This is a genomic window from Streptomyces sp. NPDC058326 (assembly GCF_042879855.1).
Lineage (GTDB): Bacteria > Actinomycetota > Actinomycetes > Streptomycetales > Streptomycetaceae > Streptomyces.
In genome coordinates this window covers 503,630-518,728 of the sequence record NZ_JBHVZO010000005.1, presented here as the reverse complement: position 1 = coordinate 518,728, position 15,099 = coordinate 503,630, and the positions used below count along the sequence as shown (strand labels likewise).

Sequence of the window (15,099 nt, the reverse complement as noted above, 5' to 3'; positions counted from 1 at the left end):
TTTCTATCGTTTTTTTTCCCGGTGTGTGTGGGGGTGCGGGGGGGGTGTTACCCCGGGGGGCGTCGCTGGGGGGTGAGTTGATGCTCGCCCCCCGTGCCGCGAGCCCGGCCTGATCGACAAGACACCCCCTGGGGAACGGCGGCGCAAGAACGTACAAGACCGGGCCGTCGGCTCCGCCGTACCGTCCTGACGTGGCAGAACAGACAGCATCCCCCGTCATACGCGACAGCGCACCGGCCAAACCCGACGCGGCTGTCGTCCGCGACGCCCTCGGTGTCGGCATCGCCGTCGGCCTCTCCGGCTTCGCCTTCGGCGTCACCTCGGCGGGCTCCGGGCTCAGCGTCCTCCAGACCTGCGTCCTCAGCCTGCTCGTCTTCACCGGCGCCTCACAGTTCGCGCTGGTCGGAGCGCTCGCCGCCGGCGGCAACCCGTTCACGGCGGCCGCCGGCGCCTTCTTCCTCGGCACCCGCAACGCCTTCTACGGGCTGCGGCTCTCCCAGCTCCTGGCTCTGCCGAGGGCCGTCCGGCCGTTCGCCGCCCACTGGGTGATCGACGAGACCACGGCAGTCGCCCTCGCCCAGCCGTCGCGCCGGGCGGCCCGCCTCGGCTTCACCGTCACCGGACTCACGCTGTACGTCCTGTGGAACGCGACCACCCTGCTGGGGGCGCTCGGCGCCGAGGCGCTCGGCGACACCGCCGCCTGGGGGCTCGACGCGGCAGGACCCGCCGTCTTCCTGGCCCTGCTCGCCCCCATGCTGAAGTCGGCGACCGAGCGGGCCACCGCCGGCATCGCCGTCCTGCTCGGCCTCGGGCTGCTGCCCGTGCTGCCGGCGGGGGTCCCGGTCCTGGCGGCGGCCCTCGCCGCACCCACGGTGCTCTGGCTCCAGGGCCGCCGCCGCACGGCCCCGGCCGGACGAGAGAAGGACTCCCGATGAACGTCTGGATCGCGATCGGCCTCACCGTGGCCGGCTGCTACCTGGTCAAGCTGCTCGGCCTGCTCGTACCCGCCGGAGCGCTCGAACGTCCGCTCGTCCAGCGGCTCGCCGCCCTGCTCCCCGTGGCGCTGCTCGCCGCACTCACCGCCCAGCAGACGTTCGGCGCGGGCAGCACCGTTGTCCTGGACGCCCGCGCGGCCGGACTCGCGGCGGCGGCCGTCGCGCTCGTCCTGCGGGCACCGTTCCTGGTCGTCGTGGGCGCGGCCGTCGCCGTCACGGCGGGGGTACGGGCCCTGGGCTGGTGAGGGCTGTGCTCCGCGCCGGCCTGCGATAGTCGAACCCCGGCCGGCCTGCGACAGCCGAACCTCCGGCCGGCCCGCGACAGCCGAACCCGGCCGGCCCGCGACAGCCGAACCTCCGGCCGGCTCGCGACTGGCCGCGCCCTGGGTACTCCGGCGGCAGCCGCGACCATCACCCCTCGGGCGCACGGCGGCGGCCGGTTCGCCCGGCTCAGCCGACGGGGCGGCCGTGGGCGCGCAGGGTGCGCAGGGCCTCGACGGTGACGATCGGCCGCCCCTCAAGGGCCGACCCGGGGGCCCAGGCCCGCCGGCGGATCGGCCAGCCGCCGTCCTCCTCCTGGTCGGCCGCGAGCCGGTCCAGGGAACGGGCCATCTCCTCCTCCGTGAACCAGCGGGCGGCCAGCGAGTCCGGCACGCGCGCGTAGTCGTGCGGGAAGTGCAGCTCCCCCGGCGCGTAACCCTCGGCCAGGGGGTAGTCCTCCTGCCGGTCCGGGTCCAGGACGGCGAGCCGCTGTTCACGGACGAGACGGCCGAGGCGGTCGGCGGCCACCTCCGCCCGCGAGCGGTCCGGGGCCCCGTCCAGGAAGGCGACCGCGGCCTCGATCTCGTACGGATGGGACTTCTCCAGCGACTCCACCGCCGACCAGCAGAACTCGGTGGCACGGAACAACCACGCGTGCCACACCTGGTTGCGGTGCAGCAGCCCGACGACGGGGCCGGTCGTGAGCAGCGCGCTCGGCGGGGAGTCGACGACCGGGGCGAACGGAGCCGACGGGTACGCGCGCTGGGACGGGTGGACCGCCGGGAGTGCCCCGTCGTGGGTGGACACCTCGGTGAGGTACCGGCAGATCCGCTCCACGCGCAGCCCGCCGCAGCGGCCGATGGAGTCGAGGACCCGCAGGGCGTGCGCGGTGTGCAGGGGCTGGCTGACCGGTCCGCGCAGATCGGGTTCGAGCGCGTGGCCGTAGCCGCCGTCCTCGTTGAGGTGCGCCGCGAGGGCCGTCTCCACCTGATCCGCGCCGCCGCGCAGGAAGTGGTAGGCGAACCTGCGCTGTTCGAGGACACGGGCCGTCAGCCAGACGAAGCGCTCGGCGCGGGCCAGCGGGGTCGGGGGCGGAGAGGAGAGGGGTTTTTCGGCCATGCTCCGACCGTAGGGCGGAAAGACGCGGTGACAAGGCTTACGGAGCGGGCTGCACTCTTGGGAGCGGGATACTGGGGTCATGCGGTTGACGATTTTCTGGGAGCGGATGGCGGACCACTTCGGTGAGTCCTACGCCGAGTCCTTCGCGCGGGACCATGTGATGACGGAGCTCGGGGGCCGGACGGTACGCGAGGCGCTGGAAGCCGGCTGGGAGGCGAAGGACGTGTGGCGGGCGGTGTGCGCGGCCGTCGACGTGCCCGCCGACAAGCGGTGACCGGCGGGCGAAGGACGGGGTGACCGGCGGACGGTACGGCGACCGGGCCGGGCGTACGGCGGGCGAGGGATTGGGTGACTGGCGGGCGGTACGGCGACCGGCCGACGCGCGGCCGGGGGTACGGCGGGCGGCCGAATTCGGGCGGCCGGAGGCCCGGAGGCGGGTGGCCGGGCGGGGCGACGGCACGGTGCGGGACGGAGCCGGGCGGGGTGGCCGGAGGCGATGCGCGGGGTCCCGGGGTGGAATGTCCGTGCGGTGCGCGAGACTGACGGGGTGGCCCCGACTGACGACACCGAGACGACCGACCTGACGGCTTCGGCCGATGCGACGACACCGACCGCTTCCGTGGCCCCGGCCGACAGAGGCGACGGCGGTGGTGACGGCGGAGGCGCGGCGTCCGTGGCGGCCGGCGATCCGGCCGCCAGGATGCCGCGCTGGCTGCCCCGCGCCCTCGTCCTCGCCCTCGCGCTCTACGCCTGCTTCCTGCTGGGCAACTGGGCCTTCCACCAGCTCGTCGGCCTCCTCGTCAACATCCTGCTCGCCTTCTTCCTGGCCCTCGCCATCGAACCGGCGGTCGGACGGATGGCCGCGCGGGGGATGCGCCGGGGCCTCGCCACCTTCCTGGTCTTCTTCGCCGTTCTGGTCTTCGGCATCGGCTTCGTCGTCCTCCTGGGCTCGATGCTCGCCGGCCAGATCGTGGACATGGTCGAGAACTTCCCCCAGTACCTCGACTCGGTGATCAAGTGGATCAACCAGACCTTCCACACGGACCTGTCGCGGGTCGAGGTCCAGGACAGCCTCCTGAGCTCCGACTGGCTGCAGAAGTACGTGCAGAACAGCGCCTCCGGCGTGCTCGACGTCTCCGCCACCGTCCTCGGCGGCCTGTTCCGGCTTCTGATGATCTTCCTGTTCTCGTTCTACTTCGCCGCAGACGGGCCCCGGCTGCGGCGCGCCCTCTGCTCCGTCCTGCCGCCGGCCCGGCAGGCCGAGGTGCTGCGGGCCTGGGAGATCGCGGTCGACAAGACGGGCGGTTACCTCTATTCGCGCGGGCTCATGGCCCTCATCTCCGGCGTCGCGCACTTCGTGCTCCTGGAGATCCTGGACGTGCCGTACGCGCCCGCGCTCGCGGTGTGGGTCGGCCTGGTCTCGCAGTTCATCCCCACCATCGGCACCTACCTGGCCGGTGCGCTGCCGATGCTGATCGCCTTCACCGTCAACCCCTGGTACGCGCTGTGGGTGCTGTGCTTCGTCGTGACCTACCAGCAGTTCGAGAACTACGTGCTCCAGCCGAAGCTCACCTCCAAGACCGTGGACATCCACCCGGCGGTGGCCTTCGGCTCGGTCGTCGCGGGGACGGCGCTGCTCGGTGCCGTCGGCGCGCTGATCGCCATCCCGGCCGTCGCCACTCTCCAGGCCTTCCTCGGCGCCTATGTGAAGCGGTACGACGTGACCGACGACCCGCGCGTCCACGGCCACCGCAGATACGGCGAGGCGGTCGTGGCCCGGCTGCAGAAGGCCCTGCACCACAAGAAGGAGACCGGCGCACCCGAGGATTCGTGAGCCCGCGGCTCAGAGGTACGAGGGCCGGGTGACCCGGTGCCGGAAGGTGTGCCAGATCCATGCCTGCACGGCCACGAGCAGCGGGGTGACGCACAGCAGGGCGGGCACCAGCAGACCGAGCGTGGAAGGGGCCGCCGCCCGCTCGGGGAGCGGGAGCGCGGTCCCCGCCCAGAGCGGAAGGCCGCCCATCAGGCCCGCGGTGAGCGCGAAGGACTGCCAGGGGCGCCCGGCGTGCCCGACGAGCAGGCGAGCACGCTCGTACGGCCGTCCCGTGAGCCGGAGCGTGGCGAAACCCAGCCCGTGCGCGGCGAACAGGGCGGCCACGGCGAGCGCGGTGAGGACGGCCGAGGGGCCGGTCGCGGTGGTGTACGGCCGCCCGGTGAGGAGGGCCGCGAGCAGCCACCCCCAGGACAGCGCGACGGTCCAGCTTCCGCACGTCACGGCCCCGTCGCAGGTCGCGCGCCAGCGCGGACCGGGGCCGCGGCCGCGCGACCAGAGTCCCGCGTCCCGGACGGTCCAGCCGGTCAGCAGGGCCACGACGACCGGGATCTGACCGCTCAGCAGGTCTCCTTCGAGCGCCGGGAAGCAGCCCACGAGGACGCCGGCGGTGGCGACGAGCCAGACCTCGTTGCCCAGGAAGAAGGGCGCGAAGGAGGTGAGGACGAGCCTCCGCTCGTGGTCGCTCCGGCCGAGCCAGGGGGTGAGCATGCCGGTACCGATGTCCGCCCCGGCGAGGACGGACCAGCCCACCGCGAAGAAGGCGAGCAGGACGATGGCCAGGGTCTCCACGGGGGCTCCTCGGGCTTTCCTCGGGGCTGTACGAAAGGGATGGTCGGCGGTACGAAAGGGATGCTCGGGCGGCACGACAGAATGCTCGGCGGTACGAAAGGGACGTTCGGGGACTCGGCTCAGTAGCGGGGCGCGGGCAGCGCCGCGGACGGGTCGGGCGCACGGTCCTCTTCGCCCTCGGCGGGGCGCTCGTCGTGGCCGAGGCCCGACTCGACGGGGCCCCGGCGGGCGTGCCGCGTGAGGAGCCAGGCGTTGAGGACGGCGAGCAGGACGAAGACCGTGGTGAAGACGGTGAGGGAGAGGCGCATGGTGCCGGGGGAGAGGTCCGAGACCGCGTCCTCCGTCCTGAGGAGCCCGTACACCACCCAGGGCTGGCGCCCTGACTCCCGGAAGACCCAGCCGCTGATCATCGCGAGGTACGGCAGAGGCACGGCCGCCATCAGGACGAGATGCCAGAGGCGGAACCGGAAGACGACCTTCCTGAAGGAGGCCAGGATCACCCCGGCGAAGCAGAGGTACATCATCAGGGCGAAGCTGATGAGCATCAGCAGCGCGCCGCCCCGGGTCCACGCCTCCGAGGGCACGTAGTCACCAGGGCCGAAGCGCTCCGTCAGCTCCGCCTGGACCCGAGCGATCTCGGCGGACTTCCCGCTGAACACGGCCGACTTCATCGGCTGGAAGGCGTCCAGGACGGCGAACTGCACTCCGCCGAAGACGGCGGTCACCATCAGCGCGGGCGCCGACAGGAACACGCCGAACCGCAGGCTGCGCCCGAAGAACGCCCACTCGGGGCTCCGCCGGAAGAGGTGGTACGCGCTCACCCCGGCCATGAAGAAGCCCGCTGTGAGCAGCGCCCCCGCGAGCACGTGCCCGAAGGCGAGCAGCGCGGAGGGATTGGTCAGCACCGCCACCGGGTCGTCGAGCACGAGCTCACCGTGCTCGGAGCCGTACCCGACCGGGTGGTTGAGGAAGCCGTTGGAGACGAGGATCCAGTACGCCGACAGACAGGCGGTCAGGACGACGATCCAGATCGCGGCCAGATGCGCCCAGCGGTTGAGCCGGTTCCAGCCGAAGATCCACAGGCCGAGGAAAGTCGACTCGACGAAGAACGCCACGATCGTCTCCACGGCGAGCGAGGCACCGAGGACGTTCCCCGCCTCATGGGTGAGCCCGCTCCACGCCATGCCGAACTGGAACTCCATCACGAGACCCGTGACGATCCCGACCGCGTAGTTGATCACGTACAACTGGCCCCAGAACCGCACCATGCGGGCGTCCAGCGGCTTCCGGCCGAACGTGGCCTTCGTCTGGAGCACGGCGACGACCGTCGCGAGCCCCAGGGTGAGGGCGACGAAGAGGAAGTGGCCGCCCGCGGTGAGGGCGAACTGCAGCCGCGCGAGATCGAGTACGTCCTGGTTCACCCGTACAGCGTCGGCGTACGGTCAGCGGCCCGGCGTCAGCCCCCGGTGGACACCGGCCGTACCCCAGCGGTTGCGCCGGCCCACGCGCGCGTACTCCCCGAGTCGCGACGGCCGGCCCCGGTCCCCTACGGGCCGGGGCACCGGAACGGGTTACGCCAGCCAGCCCGGCGTGATCATCCCGGACTCGTACGCCAGGATCACCAGCTGCGCCCGGTCGCGCACCGCCAGCTTGGTCATGATCCGGCTGACATGGGTCTTCGCGGTGGCGGGGGAGAGCACGAGCCGGCCGGCGATCTCGTCGTTGGAGAGCCCGGCGCCGACCAGACCGAGAACCTCGCGCTCCCGCTCTGTGAGGGCGTTGAGCCGGGGGCTCGGATCGGGCTGCCGATCGGCCCGTGCCGCGAACTCGGCGATGAGGCGGCGCGTCACGGCCGGGGCGATCAGGGCGTCGCCGCGCGCCACGACCCGTACCGCGTGCAGCAGTTCCATCGGCTCGGTGTCCTTCACGAGGAAGCCCGACGCGCCCGCGCGCAGTGCCCCGTACACATGGTCGTCCGCGTCGAAGGTGGTCAGGATGACCACCCGTACCCCCGCGAGCCGCTCGTCGGCGGTGATGCGGCGGGTGGCCTCGAGGCCGTCGAGCACCGGCATGCGGATGTCCATCAGGACCACATCGGGGCGCAGTTCGCGGGCGAGGCCGATCGCGCGCTCCCCGTCCCCGGCCTCGCCCACGACCTCGATGTCCTCCTCGTCGGAGAGGATCGACCGGAAGCCGGCCCGGACCAGGGTCTGGTCGTCGGCGAGCACGACACGGATCATCGGGGGTCCCCCTCGGGCACGGTGGGTACGGAGAGCGGCAGCCGCGCGTCCACCAGGAAACCGCCGCCGGCCCCATTCTCGGCGGTCAGCTCGCCGCCGAACGCCCGGGCCCGCTCCGCCATGCCCCGGATGCCGCTGCCCAGCGGCCGCCCCTCCGGCGCGCCCCCGCCGTCGTCCTCGATCCGCAGCCGTACCACGTCCGCTCCCCAGTCGAGGGTGATGCGGACGGTCCTCGCGCCCGCGTGGCGGGTGACGTTCGTCAGCGACTCCTGCACGATCCGGTACGCGGCGAGGTCGACGGGCGGCGGCAGGGGCACGGGCGTGCCGGTGGACTCCGTACGGACGTCGAGACCGGCACCCCGGGCCCGCTCGGCGAGATCGCCGAGGAGCGCGAGACCGGAGGAGGACGGGGCGGTCGGCGTCGGCTCGTCGGCGCGGCGCAGCACCCCGAGGGTCGCCCGCAGCTCCCGCAGCGCGTCCTTGCTGGTGGCCTTCACGGCCTCCAGGGCCTCGGTCGCGGTGACGAGCCCCGCCTCGGGCGCGGGCCCCTTGCCGAGCCGGTGCAGCGCCGCACCGGACTGGACGTTGATCAGCGAGATGCTGTGGCCGAGCACGTCGTGCACCTCGCGGGCGATCCGCAGCCGCTCCTCGGTGGCGCTCTGCCGGGCGCGGGCCTCCTGCTCGCGTTCGGCCGCGAGCGCCCGCTGCTCCACCTCGTGCAGATAGGCGATCCGGGTGCGCTGGGCCCGGCCCACCGCGACGAGGCTGATCAGCCAGCCGGCCAGCATCACGAGCGAGGTGTCGTCGATCTGGCGGTGGCCCGGCTGCTGCCGGACCTCCCCGAGGCCCACCGCGAGCAGGGTGACGGCGGCGAGCGCGACGGCGGCGGCGAACCGGCCTTCGGCGGCGGTCGTGTACAGCGCGAGCGCGAAGGTGATCATGAGCGGGCCGTCCTGGGCGGACAGCGGGTAGTAGACGACGCACGCGAGCAGCGTGACGACGGCCACCGCGACCGGCTGACGCCGACGGAAGTACAGCGCCCCGCACCCGACCAGGACGAGCGCCCAGCCGAGCACCGTACGGACCACGGGCTCGCTCGCGTACCGCGCCGAGACGAGGGTCCACACGGCGACGACGACCAGGACGGCACCCGCCACCAGGGCGTCGGCGGCCCGCGGCGAAAGACGCTCGCGGGGGGACCGGCCGGGGGAACGGGGCGGGAGGGACATGCGTCGAAGGATAGGCGGGGGCCGTTCCGGGGGTGGTTCGCGCGGGAGCGGGTCGCCGGGGAGCGGTTCGCGGCCGGGCTCCGCCGGGGCACGGGTGCGGGAAGGGGCGGACTCGGGGGGCCTCGATGATGTTCGGGACGGCGGACGAATGGTGGGCGCTGGTGCTCATCCCGGCCGTGCTGTGGGTGTCGTGCGGGCCCTTCGTGGTGCTGGGCCTGGGGGTCTGGCGGCGGGCTCGGTCACGGGAGGCGCCGGGCCCGGCCGTTCGCGAGGGGGTTGGGCACCGGGAGGTAGTGCGGGGCCGTCGCCTCCGCACCGATCCAGCGGGAGAGCAGGTTGGCCTTGCCGGGGAGGGTGGGGGAGTCGAGCAGGCCCTCGACGTCGGGAAGGGCCCGCAGCCGCCCGCCCCGCTCGAACTCGGCGCGGGCCAGGGCCCACAGGGCGGGTCCTGAGCCCGGGAAGCGGTGGGTGAGGGCACCGGCGATCTCGGAGAGGTTGTTGACGACGAGGCAGTAGACGAGCCTCCGCCACGCCGCCGCGCGGGGCATCGGAGGGACAGTCTTGGCACCCTCCGCGTCACGGAAGACGGCCTGGACGGGGGCGCCCTGAGCGTCGACCGCGACCAGCGTGTTCTGCAGGTGGCACTCCACGACGACGCCGAAGCGGGCGAACGCCTCCAGGACGGGCGCCACGACACACCGCAGATAGGCCGACCACCAGGGCAGGGGATCGTCGACGCGGTCGAGGGGGTTGCCGGGGAAGCCCTCGGCGAGCGCGGCGGCCAGCACGGCGGTCGAACCGGGGACCAGATGCCGGTCGAGGCCGTCCCGGACGACGACGGCGCAGGTCTCGAAGAGGCCGTCCACCGTCCGGTAGCCGCGGTCGCTGAGCCAGGCCGCGGGACCGTCCATGGCCGCGAAGGCGGCGGTGACGAGCGGGTCCGTGCGGCGTACGTGGAGCAGTTCGTGCCGTCGCATCCGGCGGACGTCGTTGGTGATCCGTACGTCGAGGCTGAACTTCAGGAACAGGTCCCCGCCGTCCCGGGAGCCGTCCCCCGGGACGTGCAGGGTGCGCACCGAAGCCGTCGGCCGCGCGGACCGGGGAGTGACGCCCAGACGGACGAGGCGCCCCTCGGCGAAGGCGGTACGCACGCGCGTGGCCCGGTCGGACAGTTCGAGCTGCCAGGGGTGGGCGGGAAGCAGCCGGTAGCCGGGGGGTGCCTCGCCGAGGGCGTCCAGGGCCCGGGTGTCGCCGTCCTCGACGACCGCGTCCTCGCGTACGCCGAGCAGGACGAGCGGGAACTGGGCGTACGCCTCGGGGGCGTAGCGCAGCCAGGCGGCAGGGGGGCCGCCACTGGTGCGCGCCTTGGGGGCGGGGTGGCACGGGTGGCCCATGACCAGTGCCTGTTCGGAGCGTAGCCAGGGGTCCTCGGGCGGTGCCGTACGGGCGCGTGCGGCGAGTACGGCCCGCACGGCGGTACGGCTCGCGGCCATCTCGGCGGCCAGCGCCGGGTTGGTCCGCCCGGTGGAGGCGTGCATCTCCCGGACGGCGAGGTCGACGAGTTCCGCGTGGCGCAGGGGACGCCAGATGTGCCCCGTCCACAGTTCGGCGTCGGAGGTGCGGTGGCCGGGGCGGACGCGCAGAAGCCGGCCGCTGACGCGCAGACGGTGGACGGTGTACGCGGTGGACAGGTCCTCGGTGAGGTCGCGGGCGGGGGGCTCGGCGGGGGCCTCGGCAGGGTCAGCGGCCTGCCGTACGGCAGGGGCCGCCGCCTGGTCCGCCACGAGGTCCGCCGCTCGGTCCACCGACCGGCCCGCCGCTCGGTCCACCGCCCGGTCCTCGGCCCCCGCTGTCGCGTCCGCCACCGGGTCCGCCGCTGGGTCCGCTGCCTCGCGGAGCAGGCAGTTCAGCAGGGGTGTCACCGCCAGCGCGTCGGCGGCCCGCGTGAGTCTGTTCATCGACATCAGTATGTGTGGATTGCGTTCGACTGCGATAGAACATCCGCATGTGCCGAACTGCCGCGGAGCGCACCCTCGCCGCCGAGCTGGACACCGTCCGGCCGGCGCTGACGGCCGCGTACGCCGCGGAGCTTCCCGGTGCCAGGGCCGCGGTGCTGACACGGCTCTGGCGCGGTCTCGTCCATGAGCCGATGCCCTGGATCGCCGCGCGCACGGCCGACGGCGAAGGCGTCACGCTGTGCCTGGCCGACGGGCGGCGTCTGCGCGGCCCGCTCTCGGACCCCTGGGCGACGGCCGCCTCGGTGTCCGAGCTCCGCCTCGACGGGGCCCGGTACGACCACCCGGCTGAACTGGTGACCGCCCTGGCCGTGCCGGGAGGCGGCCGGCTGGCCGCCGAGCTCGACCACAGTGCCGCGTCGCTCGCCCTCTCGCGCACGGCGCCTCGACGGGAGACTCCGCCGGTCCATCCCTGGGAGTGGGAGCAGGGGGAGACCGACGGCCATCCGTATCATCCGGGCTGCCGCTCCCGGCCCGGGTTCTCCGCAGCCGAGCAACTGGCCTACGCGCCGGAGCACCGGCCCGTGGTCGCCCTGCGGCTGGCCGTGGTCGAGGGGGCGGCGGTGTCGGGGGAGTGGCCCCGCGAGCTTCGTGACGGCGCCGCCGTGCTGATCCCCGTGCACCCCTGGCAGGCCCGGCACGTCCTGTCAGGCCGGCCGCTGCGACCCGGTCCGGCCGGACACCCCCTGCTCTCCCTGCGGACGCTCGACATCGGCGGCGCCACGCACGTCAAGACGTCGCTGAGTACGCGGCTCACCTCGGCCGTCCGGGACATCTCGGAGTACACCGTCACCCACGCCGTCGCGACCTCCGACTTCGTCGAGCGGCTCGTCCGCCGGCTCGACGGGCGGCTGCGCATCGCCCGCAACCTGGCGGTGGCCGGGGCGGGAACGGCCGACCTGGCGGCGCTCCTGCGCGAGTCGCCGCATGTCCACGCGGACGCGACGGCCGGGGAGAGGATCGTCCCGGTGGCGGCTCTGCCCGCGCTCCTCGCCTCCCGCCCGCCGGAGGAACGGCTCGACCGGGCCGTCGGGTTCGCGCGGCTGGCCCTCGGGGCCTGCCTGGAACTGCTGGACCTCGGGGTGGCGCTCGAGGCGCACGGTCAGAACCTGCTCGTCGTCGTCGACGCCGAGGACCGGGCCAGGCGCCTCGTCTACCGTGACCTCGCCGACATCCGCATCAGCCCCGCCCGGCTGGCCCGGTACGGGATCCCGGCACCGCCTGTGAGCGGTCGGCTCCTGAACGACGACCCGGCCGTGCTCCGCCGCAAGGTCCTCGGCAGCCTGGTCACCGGTGCGCTCGGCCCGCTGGCCGGTGACGCGCCGACCCTCGGCGAGATCCTGGAGGCGGCCACCCGCGATCTCGCCCCCACCCCCGACCTGTACGCCCTGCGGACGGAACCGCTCCCGGCGAAGGCCCTCACCCTGATGCGACTGGACCCGAACGGCGGCGACCTGTGGATGGCGCTCCAGCACCCCTCGGTGGCAGGAGCCGGCGCCCGCGGGAGCGCCCTCTGACTGCGAGTGCCACCGGGGACGGCGTCTCCGTCGGAGAGGGCTGGGAGACGTCGTGGCCAGGAAGCCCACCGCCTTCCATGACGACCGTCACAAGCCGCGGTGGTGCGAGGGGTGCGCTCGCTGCCGCGTCTCGTCGCCTGGGGTCGGCCTCGGTACGGCCCGGGAACAGGGCACCGGCCCGGGCGTGGTGCGCTTGACACTGAAATCGAACATCCATTCTCATGGGAGTCCGGTCCTTGGAATCGCGGGGTTGTCGGCGAGTTGTCCACAGGCCGGAGGGGACGCCGGGGCCCATTGTCAGTGGCAGGGGTTAGCGTCTTTCACATGAAGCGATCGACTCAAGCAAACCGGGTGGAACCCATGGCAGGAACCGACCGCGAGAAGGCGCTCGACGCCGCGCTCGCACAGATTGAACGCCAATTCGGCAAGGGCGCCGTGATGCGCATGGGTGACCGCGTCCAGGAGCCGATCGAGGTGATCTCCACCGGATCGACCGCCCTCGACATCGCCCTCGGCGTCGGTGGCCTGCCGCGCGGCCGCGTCGTGGAGGTCTACGGACCGGAGTCCTCCGGTAAGACGACCCTGACCCTGCACGCCGTGGCCAACGCCCAGAAGGCCGGCGGCCAGGTGGCCTTCGTGGACGCCGAGCACGCCCTCGACCCCGAGTACGCCAAGAAGCTCGGCGTCGACATCGACAACCTGATCCTGTCCCAGCCGGACAACGGCGAGCAGGCCCTCGAGATCGTCGACATGCTGGTCCGCTCCGGCGCCCTCGACCTGATCGTCATCGACTCCGTCGCCGCGCTCGTCCCGCGTGCGGAGATCGAGGGCGAGATGGGTGACTCGCACGTCGGCCTCCAGGCCCGACTGATGAGCCAGGCGCTCCGGAAGATCACCAGCGCGCTCAACCAGTCCAAGACCACGGCGATCTTCATCAACCAGCTCCGCGAGAAGATCGGCGTGATGTTCGGCTCGCCGGAGACCACGACCGGTGGCCGCGCCCTGAAGTTCTACGCCTCGGTGCGTCTCGACATCCGCCGTATCGAGACCCTCAAGGACGGCACGGACGCGGTCGGCAACCGCACCCGCGTCAAGGTCGTCAAGAACAAGGTCGCGCCCCCGTTCAAGCAGGCCGAGTTCGACATCCTCTACGGCCAGGGCATCAGCCGCGAGGGCGGTCTGATCGACATGGGCGTGGAGCACGGCTTCGTGCGCAAGGCCGGTGCCTGGTACACGTACGAAGGCGACCAGCTCGGCCAGGGCAAGGAGAACGCCCGCAACTTCCTGAAGGACAACCCCGACCTCGCCGACGAGATCGAGAAGAAGATCAAGGAGAAGCTGGGCGTCGGCGTCCGGCCCGAGGCCGCGAAGGCCGAGCCGGGGGCGGACGCGGCGGTCGCCGCGGACGCGGCCGGCACGGACGACGCCGCCAAGAGCGTCCCGGCACCCGTGAGCAAGACCGCGAAGGCGACCAAGGCCACCGCGGTCAAGAGCTGAACCGGTGACCGGTCGCACCGAATGGCCGGGTGACAGCCCCGACTCGTCGAGGGCCGAGAAGGAGCTGTCACCCCAGGATCCGGCTGAGCGGGCGCGGGCGATCTGTCTGCGCCTGCTCACCGGGACCCCCCGCACGCGCAAGCAGCTCGCCGACGCGCTGCGCAAGCGGGAGATCCCCGACGAGGTGGCGGAGGAGGTCCTCTCCCGCTTCGAGGACGTCGGGCTCATCGACGACGCCGCCTTCGCGGGGGCGTGGGTGGAGTCCCGCCACCACGGCCGGGGCCTCGCCCGCCGGGCTCTCGCCCGTGAGCTGCGGACGAAGGGCGTCGAGCCGTCCCTCATCCAGGAGGCGGTGGAGCAGCTCGACTCCGAGCGGGAGGAGGCCACGGCGCGCGAGCTCGTGGCCCGCAAGCTGCGCGCCACCCGCGGACTCGACCGCGACCGGCGTCTGCGGCGGCTCGCCGGGATGCTCGCCCGCAAGGGGTATCCCGAGGGCATGGCCCTCCGTGTCGTCCGCCAGGCGCTGGAGGCCGAGGGCGAGGACACGGACGGCCTCGACGAATCCTTCTGATCTCCCGGAGGAGGGAGTCACCAGCCGACCGTCATGCCTCCGGCGTCGCTGGGGCGGACTTCAGTCGGCCCTGGTCGGGGGGAGGACCGGGAGGCCCTCGGCCTTCCAGGCCTGGAAGCCGCCGATCACGTCGGTCGCCCGGTGGAGGCCGAGGCGACGCAGGGACTCGGCCGCGAGCGAGGAGGCGTAGCCCTCGTCGCAGAAGACCACCACCCGCAGGTCGTGGCTGCTTGCCTCCGGCGCCCGGTGGCTGCCCCGGGGGTCCAGCCGCCATTCCAGTTCGTTGCGCTCCACCACCAGCGCGCCCGGGATCAGACCGTCCCGTTCCCGCAGGGCCGCGTAGCGGGTGTCCACCAGGAGCGCGTCACCCGCCTCGTACGCCTCATGGGCGGCCCGGGGAGCGATCCGGTCGAGGCCCGACCTGATCCGCTCCAGGAGCTCGTCGATGCCTACGCGTTCGTCGCTCACTGCCAGTCCTCCGGACGCTCGACCTGCTCAAGACGGAGCACCGCGCCCGTCCGGCTGAACCGCCGGATCAGCGGCAGCGGCGGATGGTAGGCGTGCACCGACACCGCGTGGGTGTCCGGTGACTCGTTGAGCACCTCGTGCACGTGGTGCGTGCCGAAGGCGCGGCCCCCGCCCTCGCCGAGACGGCGGGAGCGGTCGAGCCCCTCGGCCAGTTCCAGGGTCTTCCAGCCGCTCACCGGCAGCCGGACGGCGAGCGCGTTCTCGGTCAGGGTCCCGCGCGCGGTGGCGAAGGCGCCGAGGGACTCGGCGTGGTCGTGCCAGCCGGTGCCGGTGCCGGGCGGCCAGCCGATGAGCCAGGCCTCGCTGCCGCCGGGGCCGTCGAGCCGTACCCAGGTGCGGCCCTCGGGGTCGAGCGGCAGGGAGCCGACCAGTTCCCGGTCCGCTGCCGTGCGCCGGACGAAGTCGAGCAGATCGGCGGCCGTCGGACCGCCGGAGGAATCGGCCGCAGAAGGAGAAGGCGAGAGGGAGGGGGAAGGGGCGGGGGTGTGTGGAGACACGGGTGAC

The 15,099-nt window shown here is 73.2% G+C and carries 15 protein-coding genes; 7 read left to right on the top strand and 8 right to left on the bottom strand.

From position 1 onward, the window contains the following. Window positions 1-191: 191 nt before the first annotated feature. The gene (locus ACFVYX_RS13710; RefSeq protein WP_389681519.1) at window positions 192-935 is read left to right on the top strand and encodes an AzlC family ABC transporter permease; all 744 of its coding nucleotides are present in this window, start codon (window positions 192-194) and stop codon (window positions 933-935) included. Next, the gene (locus tag ACFVYX_RS13705; protein WP_389681518.1) at window positions 932-1,240 is read left to right on the top strand and encodes an AzlD domain-containing protein; all 309 of its coding nucleotides are present in this window, start codon (window positions 932-934) and stop codon (window positions 1,238-1,240) included. Before ACFVYX_RS13710 ends, ACFVYX_RS13705 begins: the two co-directional genes overlap by 4 nt. Before the next feature lie 205 nt (window positions 1,241-1,445). Here the strand turns inward: ACFVYX_RS13705 and ACFVYX_RS13700 are convergent, their stop codons facing one another. Further along, window positions 1,446-2,375 carry a hypothetical protein gene (locus ACFVYX_RS13700; protein ID WP_389681517.1) on the bottom strand — a complete coding sequence of 310 codons (930 nt, stop codon included), beginning with the start codon at window positions 2,373-2,375 and terminating at the stop codon, window positions 1,446-1,448. A 79-nt stretch (window positions 2,376-2,454) separates the two neighbouring features. On the opposite strand from ACFVYX_RS13700, the gene ACFVYX_RS13695 reads away from it, so the two are divergent. Then, window positions 2,455-2,649, top strand: coding sequence for a DUF3046 domain-containing protein (locus ACFVYX_RS13695; protein WP_389681516.1), 195 nt, complete (start codon window positions 2,455-2,457; stop codon window positions 2,647-2,649). A gap of 273 nt (window positions 2,650-2,922) precedes the next feature. After that, window positions 2,923-4,209 carry an AI-2E family transporter gene (locus ACFVYX_RS13690; RefSeq protein ID WP_389681515.1) on the top strand — a complete coding sequence of 429 codons (1,287 nt, stop codon included), beginning with the start codon at window positions 2,923-2,925 and terminating at the stop codon, window positions 4,207-4,209. A gap of 9 nt (window positions 4,210-4,218) precedes the next feature. Here the strand turns inward: ACFVYX_RS13690 and ACFVYX_RS13685 are convergent, their stop codons facing one another. The 5 genes from ACFVYX_RS13685 to ACFVYX_RS13665 form a co-directional block, all read right to left on the bottom strand. Then, window positions 4,219-4,998: a cytochrome d ubiquinol oxidase subunit II gene (locus tag ACFVYX_RS13685; RefSeq protein WP_389681514.1), complete on the bottom strand. Its 780-nt coding sequence runs from the start codon at window positions 4,996-4,998 to the stop codon at window positions 4,219-4,221. A gap of 119 nt (window positions 4,999-5,117) precedes the next feature. Next, window positions 5,118-6,419 carry a cytochrome ubiquinol oxidase subunit I gene (locus ACFVYX_RS13680; protein ID WP_389681513.1) on the bottom strand — a complete coding sequence of 434 codons (1,302 nt, stop codon included), beginning with the start codon at window positions 6,417-6,419 and terminating at the stop codon, window positions 5,118-5,120. Window positions 6,420-6,569: 150 nt separating this feature from the next. Beyond that, window positions 6,570-7,238, bottom strand: a complete 669-nt coding sequence (locus tag ACFVYX_RS13675) for a response regulator (RefSeq protein WP_389681512.1) — start codon at window positions 7,236-7,238, stop codon at window positions 6,570-6,572. Beyond that, window positions 7,235-8,467, bottom strand: a complete 1,233-nt coding sequence (locus tag ACFVYX_RS13670; protein WP_389681511.1) for a sensor histidine kinase — start codon at window positions 8,465-8,467, stop codon at window positions 7,235-7,237. Before ACFVYX_RS13670 ends, ACFVYX_RS13675 begins: the two co-directional genes overlap by 4 nt. 239 nt (window positions 8,468-8,706) lie before the next feature. Then, the gene (locus ACFVYX_RS13665; protein WP_389681510.1) at window positions 8,707-10,431 is read right to left on the bottom strand and encodes an IucA/IucC family protein; all 1,725 of its coding nucleotides are present in this window, start codon (window positions 10,429-10,431) and stop codon (window positions 8,707-8,709) included. Between the two features lie 41 nt (window positions 10,432-10,472). On the opposite strand from ACFVYX_RS13665, the gene ACFVYX_RS13660 reads away from it, so the two are divergent. The 3 genes from ACFVYX_RS13660 (at window position 10,473) to recX (ending at window position 14,067) form a co-directional block, all read left to right on the top strand. Beyond that, window positions 10,473-11,999 (top strand): IucA/IucC family protein, encoded by a 1,527-nt coding sequence (locus tag ACFVYX_RS13660; RefSeq protein ID WP_389681509.1) that lies wholly within the window; start codon window positions 10,473-10,475, stop codon window positions 11,997-11,999. Window positions 12,000-12,359: 360 nt separating this feature from the next. Further along, on the top strand, window positions 12,360-13,496 hold the full coding sequence (gene recA, locus ACFVYX_RS13655) for a recombinase RecA (RefSeq protein WP_389681508.1): 1,137 nt from the start codon (window positions 12,360-12,362) through the stop codon (window positions 13,494-13,496). A gap of 4 nt (window positions 13,497-13,500) precedes the next feature. Beyond that, window positions 13,501-14,067: a recombination regulator RecX gene (gene recX / locus ACFVYX_RS13650; RefSeq protein ID WP_389681507.1), complete on the top strand. Its 567-nt coding sequence runs from the start codon at window positions 13,501-13,503 to the stop codon at window positions 14,065-14,067. A 60-nt stretch (window positions 14,068-14,127) separates the two neighbouring features. Here the strand turns inward: recX and ACFVYX_RS13645 are convergent, their stop codons facing one another. Both ACFVYX_RS13645 and ACFVYX_RS13640 read right to left on the bottom strand, forming a co-directional pair. Then, a complete protein-coding gene (locus ACFVYX_RS13645) occupies window positions 14,128-14,535 on the bottom strand; it encodes a rhodanese-like domain-containing protein (RefSeq protein ID WP_389681506.1) in 408 nt (135 codons plus the stop codon). Then, window positions 14,532-15,092: a cysteine dioxygenase gene (locus tag ACFVYX_RS13640; protein ID WP_389681505.1), complete on the bottom strand. Its 561-nt coding sequence runs from the start codon at window positions 15,090-15,092 to the stop codon at window positions 14,532-14,534. Before ACFVYX_RS13640 ends, ACFVYX_RS13645 begins: the two co-directional genes overlap by 4 nt. Window positions 15,093-15,099 lie beyond the last annotated feature (7 nt).